Below are 24,428 nucleotides of genomic sequence, written 5' to 3' on the forward strand. Positions count from 1 at the left end.
GTGCACAGCCGCTTCCCCGCTCTCTTTGCAAAAGAATTTTTCCCAAGGGGGACTCCTAGCCATGTCGAAGCCGCTCAGCCTGGCGCGCATGCTCCTGATTTCGACCGCCCTTTCCGCTCCGGCGGTGATGGCGCAGACCACCACCGATACAGCGTCCACGTCAGGCGTGCCGACCGCATCCGAGGAAGCCGATGCACAGACCGGCAATGTCGATGTGTCCGTGCCGGGTTCCGACATCATCGTGACCGGCCGCCGCACCAGCAACGTGTCGCAGGCCGCTCCGCAGGTGGTGACTGTCCTGTCGGCCGCCGACATCAAGCGCACGGGCGAGGGCGACATCGCCGGGTCATTGCAGCGCGTGACCGGCCTGTCGGTCGTGTCGGGCGGCTATGTTTATGTGCGTGGCCTTGGTGACCGCTATTCGCTGGCGCTGCTCAACGGATCGCCTTTGCCGAGCCCGGAGCCGCTGAAGCGCGTTGTGCCGCTCGACATCTTCCCGACCAGCGTCATTGCGTCCACGATGGTGCAGAAAAGCTATTCGGCCAACTTCCCTGGCGAGTTTGGCGGCGGCGTCATCAACCTGACGACCAAGGCTATCCCGGTTGAAAGCTATCTTGAGCTGGGAATTGGAAGTTCGGCCAATACCGAAACGTCGGGCAACATGGGCTACACTTATTATGGGTCGAAGTCGGACTGGACCGGCTTTGACGATGGGTCGCGCGACGTGCCGCCATTGCTGGCGCAGGCGTTTGGTAGCGGGGTGCCCTTCTCCAACATGACGCGCGGTGACCTGCAGGCGATTTCGATGCAGCTCCTGAATGCGAAGACTTCCGTGCTCCAGCGGACCAACAGCCTGCCGTTCAACTTTTCGGGTTCGCTGAACGCCGGAACGGCGATGGATGTGGGTAGTGATGGGCGGTTGGGCGTGCTGTTCACCGCATCCTACAGCAACAAGTGGCGGACACGCTCCTCGCTGCAGCAGGCGTCGATCAATCTGGAGCAGGCGCCGGGCAAGAACGGCGTTCAGGTGTCGACGGATAATGAGGTGACGTTCAACAGCCTGTTCGGGCTGGGCCTGGAACTGGGCGATCAGAAGATCCGCTGGACCAACGTCTATATTCGCGACACGCTGAAGCGCGGCGCCCTGACGCTGGGGCAGAATGACGGCGCGATCGCGGGCGCAGATTATATGAAGCAGAATACCGCCTGGTATGAGCGGCAGCTGATCGACACCCAGATGGTCGGCGAGTTCAAGCTGATGGAGGGGCTCAGCCTCGACCTGCGCGGCGGCTATGCCAATTCGCAGCGGGAAGCGCCCTATGAGCGGGAGTTCGAATATGTGCGGACCAATCGCGATCTGGCGGTCGATCCCGTGGGCGATCGCTTCGTCAACGCGCTGAACCGTCAGCGGGGCGATGCTTCAATAACCTTCAGCGATCTCAACGAAGATTTGTGGTCGGCGGGCTGGGATCTCAGCTACAAATTCTCGCCCGATCTGACGGCGACGGTGGGCTATGCGTTCAGCGATACGAAGCGCACATCGTCCCGTTATGAACTGCATTTCGACGCGACCAACCTGCCGATCGCGGTGCAGCAGTTGCGGCCTGACTACCTGCTGTCGGACGCGTCAATCCAGCTGTTCGACATGTCGCTGTTGGACTTTTCGGGCAACTATCCCGTCTATGATGCGGCGCTGCGCACGCATGCCGGATATGCGCAGCTGAAGGTGCAGCCTCTAGCGGGCGTGACCGTGGACGCTGGCGTGCGTTATGAGAAGGGCCGCCAGTCGGTGACCGGCGTGGACGTCTATAATACGGGTGTTGAACCGGTGAACGCCATCAACAAGGAATATTGGCTACCCGCCGCGACAATCACGTTCGAAGCGGCCAAGGGTTTGCAGTTCCGCATGAGCGGTTCCAAGACGATCGCACGCCCGCAGTTCCGCGAGCTGATCGCCCAGCCCTACATCGATACCGATTCCAACCGCTTCTATCGCGGCAACCCCTTCCTGCAGGATAGCGAGTTGTGGAACGCAGACCTGCGCGCGGAATGGTATATGGGCCGGGACGAGCGGCTGACGGCGGCGGCGTTCTGGAAGAAGATCGACAATCCGATCGAGACTTACACGACCATCAACGACAAATATGATGTGACCACCAGCTTCGCCAATGCGCCTGAAGCGACGCTATATGGTGTCGAGTTCGAGGCGCAGAAATATCTGCCGCTCGACAATATGAGCAGCCCGTTCTTCCAGACCCGTCGGATCGTGTTGATCGGCAACTATACCTACACGCAGTCGAAGCTGAAGGTGAGCGAAGGGGATACGACCATTCCCTACAGCTATACCGCTGGCCCGCTGCCCGCCGCGTCCGACTATTTCCAGGATGGGGTGCCGCTGACCGGCCAGTCGGATCATCTGGTCAACCTGCAGCTTGGTCTTGAAGACACCGACAAGCTGTCGCAGCAGACACTGCTGCTGACCTATGCCAGCCCGCGCGTCACTAGCCGTGGTCCCAACCTTCAGCCCGATATCAAGGAAAAGCCGGGCCTGACTCTGGACTTCGTGGCGCGGCAGGGTGTGACCCTGCCGGGCGGGGTGAAGAGCGAGTTCAAGTTCGAGGCGCGTAACATCACGGGGCGCAAGTTCCAGGAGTTCCAGGAACTGGGCGGCAACAAGGTATTCTACAATCGCTATAAGATCGGCACGACCTTCGCGGCTTCGCTGACCGTCGCGCTCTGATTTAACTTTCTTTGATGAGGCTTGGCGGCCGATCCGCTTCGCGCGGATCGGCCGTTTTGCCATCTGTGATTCGCGCGTTTTCCTGCGCCGTGTTAGGGGTTGGCCTGAAGCGGAGGCAGGCGGTGAAGCAGGAAGTCGAGCTGAAACTGGAGCTGTCGCCGCAGGCGGCGGAGGCCTTTGAGCAATTGGCGCTGCTGCCCGCTGAGGGAGGCCGGGCGCAACTTCAGGCCGTCTATTTCGATACGCCCGACAGGCAGTTGGATGCGCGAGGATATACGCTGCGCATCCGCCGATCAGGGGAGGAGTGCGTCCAAACCGTCAAGGCCGGTAGTGAAGGTCGCGGCGGAGCCCTTTTCTCGCGGGCGGAATGGGAAATGCCGGTCAGGCAGGATGAGCCGGTGATCGATAGTCGCACACCCATTGCGGGCGTTCTGGGTGATGCAGCGGAGATGATCGAGCCCGCGTTCAAGGTCGAGGTCGAGCGGCGCACATGGCAGATTGCCGAGGGTGCGGCGGAGATTGAATTGGTGCTCGACAGGGGATGGGTCCGCGCTGGTGAACGGCAGTCGCCCATCTGTGAAGTCGAACTGGAGCTGAAGACAGGAGAGCCCGCCGCCCTGTTTGCGCTCGGAAAAAAGATCGAGGCGGCAGTGCCGGTGCGGCTGGGCGTCGCGGCAAAGTCGGAACGAGGTTATCGGCTGCTGGCTCCCGCGCCTGCTTGCTTCAAGGCGGAGAGACTGGCGCTGAAGCCTGGTATCAGTGCGCAGGCGGCGTTCGCGGCGATTATTCGTAACTGTGTGCGGCAATACCGCCTGAACGAAGATTTGCTGCTCGACCATTATGATCCACAGGCTGTGCATCAGGCGCGCGTAGCCGTGCGGCGGCTGCGTTCGGCGCTGACGCTGTTCAGATCAATGCTGGCGGCGCAAGACGTGACCCGATTTCAGGATGAGCTTCGCTGGCTGGCGCAGCTGCTGGGAGAGGCGCGTGATCTGGATGTGCTGATCGAACGGATGAAGCCGGGCGAACTGCACGAGCAACTAGCTGCTGTTCGCTCAGTGATCCATGCGAAGGTGATCGATGCGCTGGAATCTGATCAGGCGCGGGGCTTGATGATCGACATCGTGGAATGGCTGACGCTTGGCATGGGCGGGCCGGATGCTGGGGGCCGCAGGTTGCGCGATGAGGCTGCGGAGGCGTTTGCCGCACGCCGTTTGCAGCATTTTCATCGCTGGCAGATGAAGCATGCACGGCATCTGGCGAAGCTGGATGACGCGCACCGTCACGAAGTGCGCAAGAAGGCGAAGAAGCTGCGCTACGCCGCCGAATTTTTCGGGGGTCTATTCGACGCCAAGAAACAGCGGCGACGGCACGCGCGCTACATCGATGCGCTGGAGGGGTTGCAGGACGAACTGGGCGCGCTCAATGATCTGGTCAACGTGCGCGCCTTGTTGGCGCAGTATGGCCTGCCGGTCGATGCCGATCTGGTGAAGAGCGGTCGGAGCAAGAAGAAGCTGCTGGCGGCGGCCGGCAAAGCCTATGATGAATTGGCGGATGCCAAGCATTTCTGGCGCTGAAGCTCAGGCCCAGGGTTTTTCGCGATACCATTTGGTGATGATGTGTTTAACGCCGCTGCGTACCTTCATCCCGTGGTGCAGGCTGGCCCCATTATAGCGTCCGGGTTCAAGGCGATTGTTCCAGGCGAGCAGCTTGCCGCGCTCCGGCTGCACCGTCTTGCCGATCTTGATGAAGCGGGTCGCGCCGCCTGCGGGGGGCTGGTTGAGATAGACCATCAGCGTCCATGTCCGGTTGCCCGAGACGGAGCAGTAGCGGGCGAAGTCGAGGCCAGCAGGATCGAAATAGTCGGTATGCGCCTTGAATTCCTGACCCACGGCGTAACGTTGCCCCTGTATCGGTTCGCCGAAACATGGGTCGATCCCGGCGAAGGTGGCGAGTTTTTCATCTATGGCCCCGATGAAGGGATCGGCGTTGTCGAGATCGCAGGTCTCGCTGGTGCGGAAGCCTGTGTCGCCATTGGCGTCGGCGATGGTGGAAGGGCGTCGGCGCGCCTCGATCCGTGTGATCAGGCCATCGCATTCTTCCGCTGTCAGGAAATCGCGCTGGATGAAGAGCGTCAGATCGCGGCTGGGCACCCGCTGGACGCGTGGATGGGATGCGATCCAGGCCGGATCGGCATCGGCTGATTTCACAATCGGTTGGTTAGGCATGGACGGCCTTTTAGGGCGAGAAAGCAGCCTTTCTGCTATCGCTCGGCGCTCGAAATGCAAGTGTCATCGCTTGCGGATTGCCGTTGTCATGGATAGGTCACATTTCTGTCATCCGGCAGTAAAAACAATTGCCTAGCAGCGCGGGTATCAAGGGGGATTACCAGGTTCATGCGCGTGGCGTTTCGCAGTAACTTTCAGGACCTTAGCAGCCGCCTCGCGCCGATCGACTGGGCGCGGGTTGCCGAGAAGCTGTTGCTGGGCCTGCTGGCGCTGCAATGTGCAAGGCTGGTTTGGGCCGTGCTGACGCCGATCGGGAGCTTTGGACCGTGGGAAGGGCGGCAAGCGCAATTTCCGGATTTCGCGGCGCGTCAGACATTATTTTCCAGTTTTGACCCCTTTTACCGGGCTGGGCCGCAGCAGGCGGCGGGCGGTGGGGTCGTCACTTCGCTGGCGCTGACTGTCTACGGCATTCGGTTGAACGAAGGGTCGGGGCTGGGATCGGCCATCATCGCTGGACCCGATGGGGTGCAGAACAGCTTTGCCGTGGGTGATGAGATATTGCCGGGCGTGCTGCTGAAGGGCGTGGCGTTCGATCATGTCACTATCGACCGGGGCGGATCGGAAGAGCAGATATTCCTCGACCAGTCGCAGCCCGCATCTGCGTCGGCCGCGCCGGGAGAGGGGAGTGTCGTAAGCCTTGTGGCTGGGATCGACAATCCGACTGCGGACGGGCTGAAGCGTGATGTCGGCTTTGCGCCGCGCATGCAGAATGGCCGGATCACGGGGCTGATCCTGACCGCCAAGGGGCCGACTTTCCAGAATGCCGGGTTCCAGCCCGGCGATATAGTCACCCAGGTTGATGGGCAGCCGGTCGGTTCGCCTAGCGATCTCCAGGCGCTGCAGGGCAAGATCATGCCCGGCGCGCGCATTTCCCTGACCGTTGAGCGGGGCGCCAGCCTTTCGACGATCAACCTTACTCTGCAAGGCCAATGACCAGAAAATTCCTTCTTTCCGCCGCGACCGCCCTCGCTCTGGCCGCGCCTGTTGGGTCGCCTGTCATGGCACAGCAGACGCTGAATGTGCGCGACGCCGATATTCGCGCCTTCATTCAGGACGCCGCGCGTGTGACGGGGCGGACCTTCATCATAGACAACCGGGTTCAGGGGAAGGTTTCGGTCGTGACAGACCGGCCGCTGTCGCGATCGGAATATTTCGAGATTTTCCTGTCGACGTTGCGGGCGAACGGGCTGGTGGCGGTGCCAGCGCCGGGTGGTGCTTATCGCATTCAGCCTGCCGACGGGGCGGCCGGGCAGCCTAGCGTTGTTGGACGGGGGGCCAATCGCAACCAGTTCGTGACCGAGGTCTTCCGCCTGCGCTCGATCGATGCGGCGAGCGCGCTGGAGACTTTGCGGCCGCTGGTCAGCAAGGACGGTTCGGTGACCGCCAATCGCGCCGGGAACAGCGTGGTCGTTGCCGACTATGCCGACAATATTGGGCGTATTCGCCAGGTGCTTGCGCGAATCGATCGCGATACGGCGGCGACACAGACGGTGATGCTGCGGAATGCGGGCGCGCGGGAAATCGCGACTTCGCTTCAAGCGCTGGTGCAAAGCGGCGGCGAAGGCGCGCAGCGGGCGGCGACTATCGTGCCGATCGACAGCAGCAATTCGGTCGCGATCCGGGGCGATGCCGGGACGGTGACGCGATTGGCGCAGATGGCACGCGATCTTGATCGGCAGGCGGCGAGCGGGACGGAGATCCGTGTCTATTGGCTGGAACATGCGGATGCCGAAAAGCTGTTGCCTGTGTTGCAGCAGTTGGTTGGACAATCGTCCAGCTCTGCCGTGACGTCCTCTGCTCCGGCGTCCAATGGCGCTGCTCCGGTCGCGGCGGCGCCTGCGGTGGTGAACTCGGCCGGTTCTTCGGGTGGTGGCATTTCGACGCGCGGGCCTGCAATCGTTACCCGCTATGAGGGGGCCAATGCGATCATCGTAGCGGCCAATAGCGATGTGCAGCGCATGCTTGGTGAGACCGTCCGGCAACTCGATACGAGGCGGGAGCAGGTCCTGGTCGAGGCGATCATCGTCGAGATCAGCGATGCCGCCGCCAAGAAACTGGGTGTGCAGTTCCTGATCGGCAGCACCAAGACGGGCTTTGCGGCGACCAATTATTCCAACGCTTCTCCCAATTTGCTGACGCTGGCCGGGGCGATTGGCGCGAACGAGTTGGGCAAGACGACCACGACGGTCGTCAACGGCGGCGTGACCACGACGACCACCTCGACCGAGAATAGCAACTTGTCGAACACCTTGCAGCAGGCGGCGGTCGATAGCCTGATGAACGCGACGGGCGGCTTTGGCGGGGTTGCGACGCAGATCGGGCGGAACGGGATTTTCGGGGCGATCATCAACGCGGTCAGGTCCGACACTGACAGCAATATTCTGTCCACGCCTTCGGTGATGACGCTGGACAATCAGAAGGCGTCGATCCTGGTCGGGCAGCAGGTGCCGATCACGACCGGCGAGGCGCTCAGCCAGAATTTCGACAATCAGTTCCGCACTGTCCAGCGGCAGGATGTCGGCATCAAGCTGGAGGTCAAGCCGCAGATCAACACGGGCGGCGCGATCAAGCTGTTCCTGAGGCAGGAAGTGTCGAGCGTCGCCGGGCCGGTGTCTAACAATAATAGCGACCTCATCATCAACAAGCGTGAGATCGAGACGACGGTCACGGTGGATGATGGCGAGATTTTGGCGCTTGGCGGCTTGCTGGACGATAATGAGCGCAAGACGATCGAGCGTATTCCGCTGCTATCGGATATTCCGGGCATCGGCGAGCTTTTCAAGTCGCGCAGCAAGAGCCGGAGCAAGACCAACCTCATGGTCTTCATCCGGCCCACCATCCTGCGGTCGAAGGAGGATGCGCAGCGCCTGACGCAGCAACGCTATGGCTATGTGCGGGACATGCAGTTGGCGCGGAACCCCGATCAGGAACCGAGCATCGACGAGTTGGTGCGCGACTATATGGGCGCGGAACCGCCCGCCGCTGTGACGCAGGCGGGCGATGCGGTGGCGCAGCCAAGTGCTGCCCCGGCGCAAGTGATTGAACCGACGGTGCGGCAATCGAGCGGCGTGGTGCGGCCGGTGGACGGTGCGGCGAATGGAGATCGGCGGTGAACCGTTTTCCCAAGGGAGGGCTTCGACATGCTCAGCCCGAACGGAGCTTAGGGTGAGCGAGTCCCACTCCGATCTCGACGTGCCGCACAGTGCGCCCCGCGCTGTCGACATTCCCTATGTCTTTGCGCGCAAGCATGGCGTCGTCATGCTGCCGCTGGACGGAGACCGGCTCACGATTGCAGTTCGGGAGGGGAGCGATCCGCGGGTATTGCTGGAAGTGCGGCGGCATCTGGCGCGCAGTTTCGATGTGCGGTTTGTTGATGGGCCACAGTTCGATCGGCACCTGTCAGACCATTATGCGATGGAGGGTAGCGCGGCAGCGATGGCGGGTTCGCTGGAAGTCGGCGCGGATGAGCTGGATATTCTTGCCGCCGACATTCCGACTGCCGACGACTTGCTCGACAGCGCCGATGATGCGCCTGCAATCCGGCTGATCAACGGCATCATCGCTGAAGCAGCGCGGCAGGGCGTTTCGGATATTCATATCGAGCCTTATGAAACCGGCCTGATCGTGCGGATGCGGATCGACGGAGTGCTGCGCGAGACTTTGCGGATGCCGCCCCATGTCGCGCCGGTGGTGGTGAGCCGGATCAAGGTGATGGCGCGGCTGGACATTGCCGAGCGGCGCGTGCCGCAGGATGGGCGCATTGGGCTGACGCTGGGCGGCAAGCTGCTGGACGTGCGCGTTTCGACACTGCCGAGCCGGGCGGGTGAGCGGGTGGTGCTGCGTATTCTCGATAAGGAGAATGCGGGCATGAACCTCGACCTACTGGGCATGGCGGGGGCGGCGGATCGGATTTTTCGTGAAGGATTGCACGAACCGAACGGGATTATCTTGGTCACGGGACCGACCGGGTCGGGGAAGACGACTACGCTCTATGCCGGTTTGAGGCAGTTGAACGATGGGACGCGCAATATTCTTACCGTGGAGGACCCGGTCGAATATGCGGTCGAAGGGGTCGGGCAGACTCAGGTCAATGCGAAGGTCGGATTGACCTTTGCCGCCGGGCTGCGCGCGATTTTGCGGCAGGACCCCGATGTGGTGATGGTCGGCGAAATTCGTGATCGGGAGACGGCGGAGATCGCGGTGCAGGCGTCGCTGACGGGTCATCTGGTGCTGTCGACCGTGCATACCAATGATGCGGTGGGCGCGATTACCCGGATGAGGGATATGCGGGTCGAGCCGTTCCTGCTTGCCTCGACCCTGCGCGCCGTTATCGCGCAGCGGCTGGTGCGACGGCTTTGCCAGCATTGCCGGGAGCCGGTGCAGGCGGACAAGTCGGCTAGCGCTTTGCTTGGTTTCGATCCCGGAACGATCATCTATCGGGCGCGAGGGTGCGAGGAGTGCAACGGTAGCGGCTATAAGGGCCGGATCGGGGTGTTCGAGGCGATCCGCGTGGATGACACGATCCGCCGCCTGATCAATGATGGTGGCGATGAATCGCTGATCGCGCGCCATGCTTTCCTGAATGCACCCAATTTGGGGTCAGCGGCGCGGGCGCTGGTGCGGGATGGGCAGACGACGGCGGAAGAGGCCATCCGGGTGTCGCGGCGCGATGCGGCGGAGGTGGAAACCATCGTCGATGGCTGAGTTCGACTATCTGGTCATCGATCCGGCGGGCAAGGAACGCAGCGGCAAGATCAAGGCCGAGACGGTCGATGATGCGCGGGCCAAGCTGGACGCGCGCAAGCTGTTCATCGTGCGGATCGAGCCCGGCGCGGTGGAGAAGGCGGCCAAGCGCGCCGGATTGTCGCTGCGCGCACCGAGGCTGTCGGCCAAGGAACTGACGCTGTTCACGCGCCAGCTGTCGACGCTGATCCAGGTCAGTCCGCTGGAGGAATCGCTGCGCACCATTGGGCGGCAGAGCGAGCAGGAGCATGTGCGCGCGATCGTCAGCAAGGTGCATTCGGGTGTGTTGGAAGGGCGGCGGCTGGCGGATGCTCTGGGCGCCGAGCCGAAGAGCTTTCCGGCGCTGTATCGGGCGATGATTTCCGCCGGTGAAAGTTCAGGGAGCCTGCCGACGATCATGGAGCGCTTGTCCGACCTGATGGAGCGGCAGGCGGTGATCCGGTCGAAGGTGTTGATCGCTATCGCTTATCCGAGCGTACTGGCAGTCTTTGCCGTCTGCGTCGTCGCGGCGCTGATGATCTTTGTGGTGCCCAAGGTGGTGGAGCAGTTCGACACGGTGGGGCAGGATCTGCCGCTGCTAACGCGGATGGTGATGGGGATTTCGGCCTTTTTGGCAGGCTATTGGTGGCTGCTGGCGATCCTTATGCTGCTGGGCGGTTTTGCCTTCTGGCGCGCGTTGAAGGTTGAAGCTTTCCGCTATCGCTTCGACGGGACGATGCTGCGACTGCCGCTGCTGGGGCGGTTGATCCGCGACTTGCATGCGGCGCGGATGGCGCGGACTTTGTCGACTATGGTGGCGAGCCGACTTCCGTTGATGGAGGGCCTGACGTTGACCACGCAGACGGTGCACAATCGGGTGTTGCGGCAGGCTTCCGAGCAGATTGTCGAGGCCATTCGTGGGGGCGGGAGCCTGTCGGCAGCGCTGCGGCGGGCTGGGGTGTTTCCGCCGCTGCTGGTTTATCTGGCGGCGAGCGGCGAGAGCGCGGGGCGGTTGGATACGATGCTGGAGCGGGCGGCGGACTATCTGGAGCGGGAGTTTGACAGCTTTACCTCCGCCGCGCTGGCGATGCTGGAGCCGGTGATCATCATATTGATGGGTGGGATCGTGGCGGTGATTATCTTGTCGATCCTGCTGCCTATCTTGCAATTGCAGAGCCTTACCGGGGCTTGAGGAGTGATTATGTCTAGATTGAAGCCAGACTCCGTTCGCCCTGAGCCTGTCGAAGGGCATTCCTTTACCTCAAAAGAAAAGGGCTTCGACAAGCTCAGCCCGAACGGGGAGGGGTTGGTTCGTCGGCCGATCGAAAATGGCTTCACACTGGTTGAGCTGATGGTGGTGATCGTCATCATCGGACTGCTGGCGACGATCGTTGCGATCAACGTCATTCCGGCGACGGACACGGCGCGGGTGGAGAAGGCGAAGGCGGATATTGCGACGATCGAGCAGGCGCTGGAGCAGTATCGGCTCGATAATCTGAGCTATCCTTCGCAGACCGACGGGTTGCAGGCGCTGATCAATCCGCCCGCATCGCTGGCGCAGCCGCAGCGGTATCGCCGGGGCGGTTATATCAAGAAGCTGCCGGATGATCCGTGGGGCCGGGCTTATAATTATGCGGTGCCGGGGCGGAAGGGTGCGTTCGATATCAGTTCGCTGGGCGCGGACGGCCAGCCAGGCGGCGAGAGCGAGAATGCGGATATTTATTCCAGCGAGCTTTAAGGCGCGGCTTGTTCCGTTCTTGGGGAGCTTCGGCAAAGCCTGTGCTGAGCCTCTCGGAGGGCTCAGCCTGAACGAGGATAAGCGCCCTATCGCCAACGGCTTTACCCTCATCGAGCTGATGGTCGTGTTGACGATCATCGGTTTCATTTCGGCTGCGGTGGTGCTTGCCATGCCGGACCCGCGCGGGCGGGTTGTCGAGGATGCCGACCGCTTTGCCGCGCGCGTTGCGGCCGCGCGCGACGAAGCGGTTGTTACCGCGCGGCCGATGGGGGTGTGGGTTTCCGCGTCGGGCTATGGCTTTCAGCGCCGTGATGGGGCGCAGTGGGTGCCGTTGGAGGAGAAGCCCTTCGTGACGGCCAACTGGAAGGCCGGGACGCGGGCGCTGGTTGGCAAGGATGGGCGGCAGCAGATCGGTTTTGATGGGACTGGCCTGCCTACTGACGCCATGACGGTGACTTTGGCGCGGGAGGTGGAACGGGTTTCCGTGACTGTCGATATGGCTGGGAAGGTCATGGTCGGTGGGTAGGTTTGTGCGAAAGAAGGGAGGGGCTTCGACAGGCTCAGCCCGAACGGGTGTGGGGCGTGGGAACCCTGAGGCGGGTTTCACGCTGTTGGAGATGCTCGTCGCGTTGGCGGTGTTCAGTCTGGCTGCGTTGGCGCTGGTGCGGTTGCAGGGGGTGACGTTGCGGACGGCGGCCGATCTCGACAGCAAGGCGCTGGGGCAGATTGTCGCGCGTAACCTGATGGTGGAGGTGCAGACCGATCCTGCGCCGCCCTCGCTGGGCAGCGAAGAGGGTGATGTCGATAATGGCGGACGGCGCTGGCATTGGGTGCGGACGGTCAAGGCTACTAACGACAAGCGGCTGTTGCAGGTTGATCTGACCGTGAATGGGCAGGTGGGGGCTTCGCCGGTTGTGCTTAGCTTTGTGCGGGTGGTGCAGTGATGGGCTGCGCATCCGGGCGGATTGGCGCGAATGGGGAAGGGCGCGCGCAGGCGGGTTTCACGCTGATCGAGCTGCTCGTCGCGCTGATGATATTCGCGATGCTGGCGGCGGCGGGCGTGCTCTTGCTGGGGAATAGCGTGTCGGCGCAGGCGCAGGTGAAGGCGCGGCTGGATGACATGGCAGCCGTGCAACGGGCAGGAGGTGCGCTGGCGGCCGATCTTGGGCAGGCGGTGCCGCGTATCAGCCGCACGGAAAGCGGGACGTTGGCGCCTGCATTCTGGTCGCATCGCGAGGGCGAGGGCGTGCCGGTGATGCAGTTCGTGCGGGGGGGCTGGGACAATCTGGGCGATTTGCCAAGGCCCTCGCTCCAGAAGGCTGAATATTGGGTGCGGCAGGGGCGGCTCGAGCGGCGGACCTATGCGCAGGTGGATGGTGCCGTCGGGGATGAGCCGGCTACCCTGCTGGACCATGTCGATGATGTCGCTCTGCGCTTTCGCGATGCGCAGGGGGAGTGGCGTGGCGAGTGGATACCGACGCAGCCTGACCTGATGCCGCGCGCCGTTGAGATGACGGTCACGCGCACGGGAGAGCCGCCGGTGACGCTGCGCTTTCTGGTGGGGCCTGGCCCTGCCGAAAAGCTGGAAGGGGAGATGGCTGGTGCCTGATCCTGGGAAAAGGGGCGAGCGGGGGGCCGCGTTGCTAACCGTATTGCTGTTGGTCGCGGTGATGGCTGTGGTTGCCTCTACGGCGTTGGAGCGGTTGGCGCTGGCTACGCGGATGACTGGGAATAGTGGCGCGGTGGATCAGGCGCGCGCCTTTGCTGATGCCGGGGCGGAGATGGCGCGGTTGCGGATCGGTGATCTGGTCGCGGCCAATCCGGGCAAGACGACGTTGGCGGGAAACTGGATGGGGACGCCGCAGCCGGTCGCTGTTCCCGGTGGTGTCGCGAGCGCGCGGGTGAGTGATGCGGGCAACTGCTTCAACCTCAACAGCGTGGTGGCTGGTGAGAATGAGTCCAATTTGAAGGTTCGGCCAGTCGGTGTGTCGCAATTTCAGGCGCTGTTGCAGGCGCTGGGCGTTGATGCGCGGCAGGCGCAGGTGGCGGCGACGTCTCTGGCCGACTGGATCGATAGCGACAGCGTGCCGCAGCCCGGCGGGGCGGAGGATGAGGTCTATGCGCAGGCGTCGCGGCCCTATCGCACGGCCAACCGCTTCATGGTGGATGCCAGCGAGCTTCGCGCTGTGCATGGCGTGACGCCGGCCATCTATGATCTGGCGCGGCCTTGGGTGTGTGCGCTGCCGACGGCGGAATTGTCGCCGATCAATGTCAACACGCTGCTGCCCGGTCAGGCGGTGCTGTTCGCGATGCTGTTGCAAGGACAGGTGAGCGTGACGCAGGCGCGGCAATATCTGGCGCAGCGGCCCGCCGAGGGTTACGGCAGCACGGTGCAATTCTGGGCGCCGCTTGCTGCCCAAGGCATCAATCCGCTTGAGGAAGCGGCCAATCAGGTCAAGTTGACGACAGGATTTTTCGGGGTGGAAGTGACGGTGGACGTTGGGGGAGCGCAGGTGGTGGAGCGGGCGCTGATCGATGCCAGGCAGAGCCCGGCGAGGTTGATCCGCCGTAGCTGGGGGAGCGGCGCGTGAGCGTGCGTGACGGACTTATCGTGGCGCTGCCCGAGCAGGGTGAGCCGTTGTGGATGCGCACTGTCGATGGCGTTGTGGCGCAGAGCGGCCGGGGGGCGAACTGGCTGGCCGCTTGTGGCCTGACGGCGCTGCCTGCCGAGACAGTGGTGATGCTGGTGCCGCCTGCTTCGATGGTGACTTTGTATTGGGCGGAGTATCCCGAGCTTGCGCCCCGGCAGGGTAGGGCGGCGGCGCGGCTGGAGGCGCTGGCGGGGGGGATCGTGCCTTCCGATCAGCTGTTTGCGGCGGGGGATGAGAATGACGATCCGGCGCGGCCGCATGTCGTTGCGGTCGCGGCGAGGAGTGACATGCAGCATTGGCTGCTCTGGGCGCAGCATCATGGGTTGGACCCGGATATTATCGTGCCTGCGCCGTTGCTGCTGCCGGAGCCGGTTGAGGGTTTTGTGCGTGGCGCGCTGGATGGCGAGGCGATGTTGCGGGGGAAGGACGTTGCTTTTGGCGGCGATCTGGCTTCGGTGCTGGCGGCCGATGCGGTGATTGAGGATGTGCCTGCCGATCTGTTGCAGGCGCGGGCGGTTGAGGCTTTGGAGCGGCCTCCGCTGGACCTGCGGCAGGGGGATTTTGCCAAGCGGGTGCGGCGGGTGGCTGATAAGGCGGTGCTGCGTCGCATCCTGCTGTGGAGCGGGCTGATTTTGCTCATCAGCCTGATGATTTCGTTGACTGTGATGGTGCGGCAGCATGTGGCGGCGCGGGGCCTGGATGCGGAGAGCCTGGCGCTGGCGCGGCAGGTGGTGCCGGGTGCGGGTGACTTGCCTCAGGCCGAGGCGGAGATTGAGCGGCAGCTGGCGGAGCGCGGGGCGGGGGCTTATGCCTTTACCGCGCCGGTTGCGGGCTTGCTGAGCGCCTTGCAGGAGGCGCCGGGCGTGTCGATGACGGCGCTGTCGCGCGATCCGGACGGGATGATCCGGGCGACGCTGGCAGCAGCGAAGGTGGATGAGATCAATACGGTGCTGCTGGCGTTGCAGAGCGCGGGTTTCACCATCACGGCGACGCCTTCGCAGGATCCGGGCGGGCGAGCGCTGGCTGATATTACGGTGCGATCATGATGGAATCGGTAAGAACCATGTGGGGCGAGAGATCGCCGCGCGAGCAATGGATGCTGGGCGTGATGTTCGCCCTGCTGGCGGTGGTGGTGCTGTGGCTGGGCGTGGTGGGGCCGCTGGCTTCGGCGCAGCGGTCGGCGCGTGAGGGGCTGCTCGCCGCGACCGATCGCAATGCGGCGATGCGGGCGAAGGTGAAGTTGCTCAAGACATTGCCGCTACGGGTTGCGGCGAGTTCCAGGACGGCGATCGACCAGCTTGTGAGCCAGAGCGCGGGCGAGGCTGGGCTGACGCTGGAGCGGGCGGAGGCGCAGGGCAGCGCGCGGATCGAGATTGCGATGGCGTCTGTGCGGCCGGTTGCGCTGTTTTCCTGGCTTGCGGCGCTGGAGGCGGAGGGCGTGCAGGTGGAGACGATGAGCGCGCGGCCTTCCCCGACGGCGGGTAGCGTTTCGGTGCAGGCGGTGCTTGTGCGGGGGGCTGGGCAATGACGCGGCTGGGCTGGTCGCGGCGGACGCGGGTTGCGATCGTGCTGTTATTGGCGTTCGGGCTTATCCTGTTCATGCCGATGCGGATTGCGCTGGGGCTTTCTGGGCTGGAACGACTGGGCGTCGCCGCGCGGGAGGTGCGAGGGACGCTTTGGAGCGGGCGGATCGATCAGCTGATGCTGGGCACGATGCCGGTCGGGTCGGTGAATGCCGCTTTATCGCCGGTGTCTTTACTGATGGGGCGGGCGCGGTTCGACATATGGCGGCGGCAGGGCGCGGCGGATGATCTGAGCGGCGCGCTGACCGTGGGTTTTGGACGCGCGGGCATTGATGATGTGACGGGCACGGTGCCGCTCGGGCGCAGCTTTGCGCCGCTGCCGATCGCGAGTTTGGCGATGGAGGATGTGACCGCTTATTTCTCCGGCGATCGCTGCGGCCATGCCGAGGGTCGGGTGCGGGCGCAATTGGCGGGGCAATTCCCGGGTCTCAACCTGACGCAAGGGCTGTCCGGCGTGGCGAGTTGTGATGGCGAGGCGTTGCTGCTGCCGCTGGTCAGCCAGTCTGGGCTGGAGAAGATCAACCTGCGGATATGGCGGTCGGGACGCTATGTTGCCGAGATGCGGGTGGAGACGGCGGACGCGGCGCTCGGCGATGCGCTGGCGAAGGTTGGCTTTGCGGGGACAAGCGGCGCGCGGGTGCTGAAGGTCGAAGGAACGCTGTGATCGATCCGCTGTGGGCGGGGCTGGGCGCGGTTGCAGGGGCGATCGCGGGCAGCTTTTTGGGAACGCTGATATTGCGTTGGCCCGAGGGTCGCGGCGTCATGCGTGGACGGTCGGCCTGCGATAGCTGCGGGCGAGTGCTGGGAGCGGTCGACCTTGTCCCGATGATAAGCGCGCTACTGTCGCGGGGCAGGTGTAGGACTTGCGGCGGGAAGATTGCACCGCTGCACGGGCGCATGGAGGCGGGGTGCGCGGTGATCGGGGCGCTCGCCTGCGGTCTGGCGCCAGGGCTGGTGGGGGCTGGATGGGCTTTGCTTGGATGGCTGCTGCTGACATTGGCGATCCTGGATTGGCGGCATTTCTGGTTGCCGGACGCGCTGACGTTGCCGTTGGCGTTCCTTGGACTGACACTGGGCCTGTGGGTGACGGATGCGGCGCTGTCCGCTCGAGTGATCGGAGCTGCGGCAGGTTATGGCGTTCTGCTGGCGGTGGCGGTCAGCTATCGGATGGCGCGGGGGCGCGAAGGATTGGGCCTGGGCGATGCAAAGCTGATGGGCGGTCTTGGGGCCTGGTTCGGATGGCAGGCGCTGCCGTTCATCCTGCTGATGGCTGCGGGGATTGGTCTGGTGGCGGTGCTGGCAAGTGTCGCGTTGGGCCGCAAGATAACGGCAGCGACGCGGGTGCCGCTCGGCACATGTCTGGCGGTCGCGGCCTTCCCCGGGTGGTGGGTGTCGATGCTGGTTGTCTAGTTGCTGTCGCTTTTAGCGCACACGCCAGCGATAATCCTCTTCCCGTACCTCAGTGACGGCATATCCTTCGGGATCGCGAGCAGGGCGAAAACGGTATCGTTCCATGATGACGCGACACGTCATTGCGTCAATCTCCGGATAGCCGCTTCCTTCGATAACTTCGCATCTATCGACCTGTCCCGAAGGACCGATGGCGTATCGCACGCCGATCGTCACGCGGCCCACGCCGCGCAAGGAGCCAGGGAAATCCGAATTGCGAAAGCGGCCGCCGGTTTGGCGCGCTCGCGAGAAATCGCCTCCCTCGCCATCCCCCCGGCCAGTGCCGGTTCCAGTGCCGCTGAACCCGCTGCCAGAGCCGGGAGTAGCGCCACTACCCGCGCCGCCTGCGCCGCTCGTCATGGCGGTTGTCGGCGCGGTGGGCATGATCGGAGCAGGGGTATGTATCATGGGCGACGGGGCGACAACGATGGGAGGGCGCGGCGGTTGATCTCGCACCTTCTCGGCGCGGGGAGGAGATCCGGACGCAGCGCCGCCTTCGCGTTTGGATTCGCGAGCTTCTTTAGGCGGGGGAGGTTTGGGTTGGTCCGGCATGGCGGGCTTCAGATCGAACAACGCCAAGGGGGTGCTATCTATCGCCGAGCGTAATAGCGAAGGCGCTCGAAGGCCAATTATCAATGCATAGCCGATCACGGCATTCACCAAGAGCGCCGCAATAGCGGGGACGATTCTGTCCCGGCCCTGCCATCGCTGCGCCCAAGATGCTGTCATGTCATTGAATGCCGCGTGTAACGCGCGGCGAGATGGCGTCAGCGGTAAACGCGGTTGCCGTTGCGATCGATATAATATTCGCGACCGCGACGGTCACGTTCCCACCGGCGTTGTCCATCGGACGTGGCCGCACCTACGACAGCACCACCGGCAGCACCAATCGCCGCGCCTTCGGCAACGCCAAGCCCGGGCACGATCGCACCTGCTACCGCACCACCGACTGCGCCGATGCCTGCACCCCGCAGTCCATCGCGCGTCGTTTCACGAGAACAGCCGCCAACGCTGGCAGCGGCTGCCAATCCTGCCATCAATAAGAATGTGTTACGCATGGTTCGTCTCCACAATTGCCCAACATCAAACGACAGAGACGCAAGTTAGTTCGATCCATATGTCACAAACGTGCCTAACGGCGCTGAAATTACGAGCGTTCGATGTGTATCTATGAGAGAGTGGTGACCCGTACGGGTGGGGTTGGACTCAATAAAGAATAGCCGCAAAACGGCCTCAGCCTCTCCGCCTGATCCTATCGGCGTCAGCCGGTTAGTCATTCAAGCGGCCGAGATCGACTACAATCGTCGTTCCCAAGCGGCGCAGACGTCATTTACGAAAAATCACGTCGGCTTGCCCCTAAAAGCGGTGCGACGTAGGAGAAGAATGGCAATTTTTCGTCTTGAGCAAACTGAATGACAAGGCGCTCCCTGGGAATTGCGTCGAAACACGCCTGATCACAGGTCCTGCCGGTGCGCGGTCAAGGCGAAGTTTACTGTGACCTTCGCAGCGATCGTTTCATCAGTGGGTGAACCGACATCAAACATGTTCCGGTCGAGATCTGCTCGGCCTTCGGCTCTGGCCGTGTCGCCATCCTGATGCAGCGTGAAGCGTAACGTGACCGGGCGGCGGCGTCCGTTCAGGTCGAGCGTGCCTCTGGCTTCGTACAGGTCGCCGCCCTGTGGCCGGAAACCCTTGGCGCGGAACACAGCATGCGGATGCGCGGATATGTCGAAGTAATCGGGGCCTCGCAGCGTTTCGTCGCGTTGTGCGTCGCCCGTGACGGCGGAGGCCAGGTCGATCGTCACCAGGATTGCGCTGCCGGGCAAATCGTCTGGACTGTAGCGGATGTCCGATTTCCAGTGAAGGAAGGATCCGTCCACCGCCGCGCCGCTCCACATGGCGATAAAGCCGAGCTTTCCCTGCCCCATGACGCGCCACCGCGACAATGGAAGGTGTTGCGAATTGGCCGTTGGCACCGGCGTAGCTTTTGGGGCCGTCGGGGTCGTGGCAGGCCGTTGCGCTGGGGTGGAAACGGGTGAAGGTGGCGCTATCTTGATTGGCGCGGGCGTTGCTTGCCGCTGCGCCACGGCTCTGGTGGGCGTTCCGGTAAGAAAGAATGATGCCGCACCTGCCAATGCCATTGTTCCTAGCGCAACCAGCAGCGCAAGCCCCGGCGCCAAGCCCGGGATCATGCGAGCAAGCAGATCCTCGCGCTTGTAGAATTGATGGCGAATAGCTCCAGCGACATGCAGCACGACCAATCCGGCCAGGACATAAGCGGCCAGGCGATGCGTGTCATAGGCTATTCCATTGAGGCCAAGAGGGATCGGTAGGTGCGGCCAGGCAATCGTGCCGAACAGCAGCGTCGGCACCCGCAGCTTGCTGGTTGAGACGAGCGCCCAGCCGCTGAGCGGGGCGAGCAGCATGACTGCGTAGAGCAATTGATGCGTCACCTTTGCCGCGAACGCAGATATCCGATCATCCGCCAGTGCCGGGGGGCGGGGGTGGGCCAGGCGGATGCCAACCCGCAGAAGGGTGAGCAGCAGGATGACGATCCCGATCGACTTGTGCAGCTGATAGGCGGCAAATTGGCCCAGCCCCGGCGTGATGCCGGACAATTGCCAGCCCAGGACGAGTTGAAAGCTCAGGGCTGCCGCGATCGACCAATGCAACGCGATCGCCGTCATGGAATAGCGCTGTGGCGACATGGGCAGTTTTTTCCTTATGGCGATGTCAGAGAAGAGCGCGAGCGGCGGGCGGGCAAGCGGTTCATTCGTAAACCTTGGACGAATTGCTGTGCCGTCCTCCAGTCACGAGAAGGGCTAATGCGCATGCCGCGGTCAGCGACCCTGATGCCATGGTCAGCGCCACGGCGGGAAGCTTGAAATCGAGAGTGAAAAGGAAACCAGCAAGGATGGGACCTAAAGCAGCTCCTCCACGGCCGAGGCCGATCACTATTCCCGTGCCGCCTGCCCGGACGGCCGTTGGGAAAGATTGCGCAATGATGGCGTAGAGGCCGACGACGGCCGCGTTGGTGAAATATCCCGCCGCCGCAGCTACCAGGGCCAAGCCGAAAAGGCTGGCTTGTCCCTGTCCGAAGACAGTCACCATTGCCATCGACAGCAGGAGGGCGGCGATCACCAATATGCGGACGTCCAGCCGCCAACTGAGGGCACTGAGCGAAAGCGCGCCCAGCAAGCCGCCTACATTGGCCCATACCAGCACGCCACCAGCGGACGAGGGTGCATAACCCATGTCCACGACGATCTTGGGCACCCATTTGAGGATGAAGTAAAAGGTCATGATGTGAAAGAAATAGGCGGCCGTCAGCAGCACCGTCGTGCGTGCGAGGCCGGGACTGAACAGCGCGGCAAAGGACGCCTTGGGTGCCGCTGCATTTGAAGCAGGCAAAGCATCCAGTGCATTGTGTCCCATCCGGCCCATCAGCTGATTGATCCGGTCCAGCGCATTGGCCGGGCGTCGTTGAAGGAGGAAGCCGATCGATTCAGGGAGCAGCAGGAACGTCAGCGGCAAGAAGATTGCAGTGACGACTCCTCCAAGCAGGAATATGTCGCGCCATTCGCCCGACATCAGCAGCATCGAAGCGGCCGAGCCGCCAAGTATCGCGCCGATCGGATAGCCCGCCGCCATGAGGGCAACGGCCAGGCTGCGGGTGCGCGCGTTGGCAAGCTCTGCCACGATGGCGTTGGTGCAAGCCAGCATGCCGCCGATGCCGAGGCCAGTGACAAGCCGTATCACCGACAGGGAGACAACGCTGAATGAAAAGGTCGCGGCCAACATCCCCGTCGCCATGACCACGAGGCAGAGCAGGATGGTGGGCCGACGGCCGATGCGATCAGCAAGGCCGCCGAGCAGCACGGACCCCACAGCCATGCCCATCAGTTCCATCGAAAGCACGACGCCCAAGGCGGCTCGGTCGATGCCCCACTCTGCGGCAATGCCGGGCGAGGCGAAGCTGATTGCCAGAACATCAAAGCCATCAAGCGCGTTCAACATGATGCACAGCGCTACAGCCGCGATTTGCAGGCGGCCCATGGGCGCTTCATCAAGTGATCGCCTGATGTCCGTTCCGTTCTGCGCCATCCTCACCTCCCCTGGAATGATTGTCGATCTGGTTATTGCCTTGTTGGTCAGGCGTCTTCCGGGGCTGTCAGCATGAGAGCGTCGAGGGCGATTGCGCCTTTGCCCTGCGGATAGACGATCACCGGATTAAGATCGATCTCCCGAATTGAAGGTTCGGCGAGAAGGATGCGGCCAAGCCTATGGATAATCCCCGCTGCCGCCTCCACATCCAGCGGAGGCGATCCGCGAAAGCCGCGCAGCAGGGGCGCTTGCTTGAGCTGGTCCAGTTCAGCGGCGATGGCATCGACTGAGATGCGGGGCGTGATCAGGCGCACGTCCTGCAGGATTTCCGCCGTGACCCCGCCGAACCCGCACAGGATGACTGGCCCCCAGTCTGGATCGTTCTTCGCGCCGATGATAAGCTCGACGCCGCGTTCGCCCATGGCTTCGAGCAGGACGCCGTCGAGCGCGATGGTTGCATCATAGGCGGCGACATCGGCATATAACTGGTCCCAGCCCGCGCGCAGTTCGTCGGCGTTGGAGAGGTTCAACACCACGCCGCCCGCATCGCTCTTGTGGCTTAGACGGGTGGACTGTGCCTTGAGCGCGACCGGATAGCCGACCGCTTGCGCAGCGCGGAGCGCGTCGTCGATGCTGGTGCAGAAGGCGCCCTGCGGGAACGGGATGCCGAGCGGGGCGAGGATCGCCTTGGCGCGATATTCCGGGATGACGCCGCTGTGCCCGGCGAGGCCGGAGGCGGGCAGGGGGGTGGTCGGCGCTTCGCTGAAGTCCCGGCGCGCATGGTCGTTGAGGCGCTTCAGGGCGCGGAAGGCGCGTTCGGTCGAAGGGAAATAGGGAATGCCAAGCGCGCGCAACTGATCTAGATAATTGGACGGAACCGGAGCGCCTTCGTCCAGCCCGGCGAAGATGATCGGCTTGTCCGGCCGCAATTCGTCAACGGCGCGCAGGATGGGCGGCAGCTTGATGCCGACGGTCACGGGATCGGTCTGGATAATGCCCGCGACGATGCTGCCGAACCGGTCGTCGGTGAACAGCGCCGCCAGCGTCCGGCGATAGAGGTCGGGATCGACGAGGCCCTGTGCGGTCAGGTCCAGCGGGTTGGAGACGGGCACGAAGTCGGGCAGCGCCGCGCGCAGGGCAGGGGCATTGCCGTCATTGACCTGCGGCAGGTCGAGGCCGATTGCTTCGCACAGGTCGAGGGTCAGCGCCTTGAACGCGCCGCTTTCGCCCAGCACCGCGACGCCGCCAGTCGGGATGGTTGGACAGCGCAAGGCGATTTCGGCGATGTCGCCCAGTTCCTCCAGCGTCTCGGCCAGGATGACGCCCGCGTGCTCCACCTTTATGCGCATGACCTGATAGTCGCCTGCCATCGCCCCGGTATGGGTGGCGGCGGATTCACGTGCGGCGGCAGAGCGGCCGGGGTGCAGGAGGACGATGGTCTTGCCCAGCGCGCGGGCGCGGCGGGCGGCGGCGAGGAAGCGCTGGGGCTTGCGGAACTGTTCCACGATCATGGCGATGACGCGCGTGGAACTGTCCTCCAGCAGGTAATCGACATAATCTTCGACGCCCGATGCGGCTTCGTTGCCGGTCGAGATCGAGAAGGACAGGCCCAAATCGCGCGACGCGAGCGTGGTGCACAACACGCAAGCCATCGCCCCGCTTTGCGACACGACGCCGATGCCGGGAGGATCGCCCAGCCGCTTCGCGTCGGTTTCAACGAAGGTCAGTGGTACGCGTTCGATGAAGTTGGTCATGCCAAGGCAGTTTGGCCCTTCGACGACCATGCCGCTTTCAGCCGCGATGCGGGCAATCTCCCGTTGCTCCGCTAAACCCTCTTCACCACCTTCGGCAAATCCGGCGGAAAAGATGACGGCGGCGCCGACATTGCGTGCGGCGAGCGCCTTCACCGTATCGAGCACCGCTACGCGCGGGATGGCGAGGACGGCGGCGTCGACGCCATCAGGCAAAGCATCGACCGACGGCAGGCATGGCCGTCCGCCGATCTCTGCGCGCTTGGGATTGATGAGGTGGATGTCGCCTGAAAAGCCGTTGCGCGTCAGGTTGGACAGGACGGATGCGCCCAGCGCACCCGGCTTGTCCGATGCGCCGACGATCGCCACCGATCGCGGGCGGAGCAGCCGGTCGAGCGCGTTGCCGGTGCGGGCGGCGACGAGCGGATTGAGGGTATCGGCCGTCATTGGGTCCGTCTCTCCAAAAGCTCTGTTGGGCGGGCCGACTTTTCGGTCGGTCCCGCCAGTTTACCGCTGTTCAGGCCTGCTGTTTCGACTTGTCATAAGCGCCAAGGCCCGGCTTGTAGCTCTTGTCGTCGATGAACTGCCTGATGCCTTCCTTGCGGCCTTCATTGTCGAAGCTGTTGGCCGCTTCCTGCGCGCGGATCAGATAATCCTCGGCATTGTCATAGGTCATTTCGCGCACCCGGCGGATGGCGTCCTTGGTCGCCTTGAGCGCCACGGGGTTCTTGGTCAGCAGCGTCTGCGCAACCTGCGACACACGGCCCTTCAGTGCGCCAAGCGGCAGCGCTTCATTGACGAAGCCCCATTCCGCCGCCGTCTTGCCGTCCACATTCTCCCCCATCAGGGCGTGGTACATGGCGTTGCGGAAGCTGGTAAGTTCCGTAGCTACCTTGGCCGCGCCGCCGCCGGGCAGGATGCCCCAATTGATTTCGCTGAGGCCGAACTGCGCTTCCTCCGCCGCGAAGGCGAGGTCGCAGGCGAAGAGTGGGCCGTAGCCGCCGCCAAAGCACCAGCCGTTGACCATCGCGATGGTGGGCTTCTGATACCAGCGCAGGCGGCGCCACCAGCCATAGCTTTCCCGCTGCGCGTCGCGTGTGCCCTTCAGGCCCTGCGCCTCGGTTTCGCGGAAATATTCCTTGAGGTCCATACCCGCGCTCCACGCCGTACCCTCGCCGGTCAGGACGAGGACGCCGACATCGTCGCGAAACTCAAGTTCGTCGAGCACGCGCATCATCTGGCGATTGAGGCGCGGCGACATGCAATTGCGCTTGTCCGGGCGGTTGAGACTGACCCAGGCGACGCCGTCCTCCACCGTGAAGGCGACGGTTTCGATTTCGGCCTGCTCGACGCCATCGGCTTGCAGGAAATTGGTCATGGTAAAGTCCTTGTTCTGGTCGTC

The 24,428-nt window shown here is 63.4% G+C and carries 22 protein-coding genes; 15 read left to right on the plus strand and 7 right to left on the minus strand.

Translation table 11 applies throughout. From position 1 onward, the window contains the following. Positions 1-61 precede the first annotated feature (61 nt). The gene (locus tag ACZ5ZH_RS02600) at positions 62-2,740 is read left to right on the plus strand and encodes a TonB-dependent receptor domain-containing protein (RefSeq protein ID WP_464772079.1); all 2,679 of its coding nucleotides are present in this window, start codon (positions 62-64) and stop codon (positions 2,738-2,740) included. A gap of 122 nt (positions 2,741-2,862) precedes the next feature. Further along, on the plus strand, positions 2,863-4,317 hold the full coding sequence (locus ACZ5ZH_RS02605) for a CYTH and CHAD domain-containing protein (RefSeq protein ID WP_464775205.1): 1,455 nt from the start codon (positions 2,863-2,865) through the stop codon (positions 4,315-4,317). Positions 4,318-4,320: 3 nt separating this feature from the next. Here ACZ5ZH_RS02605 and ACZ5ZH_RS02610 read toward each other — a convergent pair whose 3' ends face one another. Further along, on the minus strand, positions 4,321-4,968 hold the full coding sequence (locus tag ACZ5ZH_RS02610; RefSeq protein WP_464772081.1) for a prolyl hydroxylase family protein: 648 nt from the start codon (positions 4,966-4,968) through the stop codon (positions 4,321-4,323). A gap of 168 nt (positions 4,969-5,136) precedes the next feature. Here ACZ5ZH_RS02610 and ACZ5ZH_RS02615 point away from each other — a divergent pair, with 168 nt between their 5' ends. The 13 genes from ACZ5ZH_RS02615 (at position 5,137) to ACZ5ZH_RS02675 (ending at position 17,132) form a co-directional block, all read left to right on the plus strand. After that, positions 5,137-5,961, plus strand: coding sequence for a type II secretion system protein N (locus ACZ5ZH_RS02615; protein ID WP_464772082.1), 825 nt, complete (start codon positions 5,137-5,139; stop codon positions 5,959-5,961). After that, entirely contained in the window at positions 5,958-8,141 is a 2,184-nt protein-coding gene (gene gspD, locus ACZ5ZH_RS02620; protein WP_464772083.1) for a type II secretion system secretin GspD, read from the plus strand. Before ACZ5ZH_RS02615 ends, gspD begins: the two co-directional genes overlap by 4 nt. 52 nt (positions 8,142-8,193) lie before the next feature. Beyond that, the gene (gene gspE, locus ACZ5ZH_RS02625) at positions 8,194-9,732 is read left to right on the plus strand and encodes a type II secretion system ATPase GspE (protein ID WP_464772084.1); all 1,539 of its coding nucleotides are present in this window, start codon (positions 8,194-8,196) and stop codon (positions 9,730-9,732) included. After that, a complete protein-coding gene (gene gspF, locus ACZ5ZH_RS02630) occupies positions 9,725-10,942 on the plus strand; it encodes a type II secretion system inner membrane protein GspF (protein WP_464772085.1) in 1,218 nt (405 codons plus the stop codon). The genes gspE and gspF overlap by 8 nt, the downstream gene beginning before the upstream one ends. A 9-nt stretch (positions 10,943-10,951) precedes the next feature. Beyond that, positions 10,952-11,488, plus strand: coding sequence for a type II secretion system major pseudopilin GspG (gene gspG / locus ACZ5ZH_RS02635; RefSeq protein ID WP_464772086.1), 537 nt, complete (start codon positions 10,952-10,954; stop codon positions 11,486-11,488). Positions 11,489-11,606: 118 nt separating this feature from the next. Further along, entirely contained in the window at positions 11,607-12,014 is a 408-nt protein-coding gene (locus tag ACZ5ZH_RS02640; RefSeq protein WP_464772580.1) for a GspH/FimT family pseudopilin, read from the plus strand. A 91-nt stretch (positions 12,015-12,105) separates the two neighbouring features. Further along, entirely contained in the window at positions 12,106-12,432 is a 327-nt protein-coding gene (gspI, locus tag ACZ5ZH_RS02645; protein ID WP_464772581.1) for a type II secretion system minor pseudopilin GspI, read from the plus strand. Further along, a complete protein-coding gene (gspJ, locus tag ACZ5ZH_RS02650) occupies positions 12,432-13,097 on the plus strand; it encodes a type II secretion system minor pseudopilin GspJ (protein WP_464772087.1) in 666 nt (221 codons plus the stop codon). The genes gspI and gspJ overlap by 1 nt, the downstream gene beginning before the upstream one ends. Continuing rightward, complete coding sequence (gene gspK, locus ACZ5ZH_RS02655) at positions 13,090-14,079, plus strand: type II secretion system minor pseudopilin GspK (protein WP_464772088.1); 990 nt, start codon at positions 13,090-13,092, stop codon at positions 14,077-14,079. Before gspJ ends, gspK begins: the two co-directional genes overlap by 8 nt. Then, positions 14,076-15,185 (plus strand): type II secretion system protein GspL, encoded by a 1,110-nt coding sequence (gene gspL / locus ACZ5ZH_RS02660; protein ID WP_464772089.1) that lies wholly within the window; start codon positions 14,076-14,078, stop codon positions 15,183-15,185. The genes gspK and gspL overlap by 4 nt, the downstream gene beginning before the upstream one ends. After that, entirely contained in the window at positions 15,182-15,667 is a 486-nt protein-coding gene (gene gspM, locus ACZ5ZH_RS02665; protein WP_464772090.1) for a type II secretion system protein GspM, read from the plus strand. The genes gspL and gspM overlap by 4 nt, the downstream gene beginning before the upstream one ends. Beyond that, positions 15,664-16,386, plus strand: a complete 723-nt coding sequence (gspN, locus tag ACZ5ZH_RS02670; protein ID WP_464772091.1) for a type II secretion system protein N — start codon at positions 15,664-15,666, stop codon at positions 16,384-16,386. The genes gspM and gspN overlap by 4 nt, the downstream gene beginning before the upstream one ends. Next, positions 16,383-17,132, plus strand: a complete 750-nt coding sequence (locus ACZ5ZH_RS02675; RefSeq protein WP_464772092.1) for a prepilin peptidase — start codon at positions 16,383-16,385, stop codon at positions 17,130-17,132. The genes gspN and ACZ5ZH_RS02675 overlap by 4 nt, the downstream gene beginning before the upstream one ends. 12 nt (positions 17,133-17,144) lie before the next feature. Here ACZ5ZH_RS02675 and ACZ5ZH_RS02680 read toward each other — a convergent pair whose 3' ends face one another. From ACZ5ZH_RS02680 to ACZ5ZH_RS02705, 6 genes are all read right to left on the minus strand, one after another. Then, entirely contained in the window at positions 17,145-17,555 is a 411-nt protein-coding gene (locus ACZ5ZH_RS02680) for an energy transducer TonB (RefSeq protein WP_464772093.1), read from the minus strand. 383 nt (positions 17,556-17,938) lie between these two features. Next, on the minus strand, positions 17,939-18,229 hold the full coding sequence (locus tag ACZ5ZH_RS02685) for a hypothetical protein (RefSeq protein WP_449471718.1): 291 nt from the start codon (positions 18,227-18,229) through the stop codon (positions 17,939-17,941). 396 nt (positions 18,230-18,625) lie between these two features. Further along, on the minus strand, positions 18,626-19,879 hold the full coding sequence (locus tag ACZ5ZH_RS02690) for a cytochrome b/b6 domain-containing protein (protein ID WP_464772094.1): 1,254 nt from the start codon (positions 19,877-19,879) through the stop codon (positions 18,626-18,628). A gap of 61 nt (positions 19,880-19,940) precedes the next feature. Beyond that, complete coding sequence (locus tag ACZ5ZH_RS02695) at positions 19,941-21,275, minus strand: MFS transporter (protein ID WP_464772095.1); 1,335 nt, start codon at positions 21,273-21,275, stop codon at positions 19,941-19,943. A 47-nt stretch (positions 21,276-21,322) separates the two neighbouring features. Continuing rightward, entirely contained in the window at positions 21,323-23,473 is a 2,151-nt protein-coding gene (locus tag ACZ5ZH_RS02700) for an acetate--CoA ligase family protein (protein WP_464772096.1), read from the minus strand. A gap of 70 nt (positions 23,474-23,543) precedes the next feature. Next, positions 23,544-24,404, minus strand: coding sequence for a p-hydroxycinnamoyl CoA hydratase/lyase (locus ACZ5ZH_RS02705; RefSeq protein ID WP_449471723.1), 861 nt, complete (start codon positions 24,402-24,404; stop codon positions 23,544-23,546). Positions 24,405-24,428: the final 24 nt, after the last annotated feature.

The organism is Sphingobium sp. TomMM7A, from assembly GCF_055397305.1.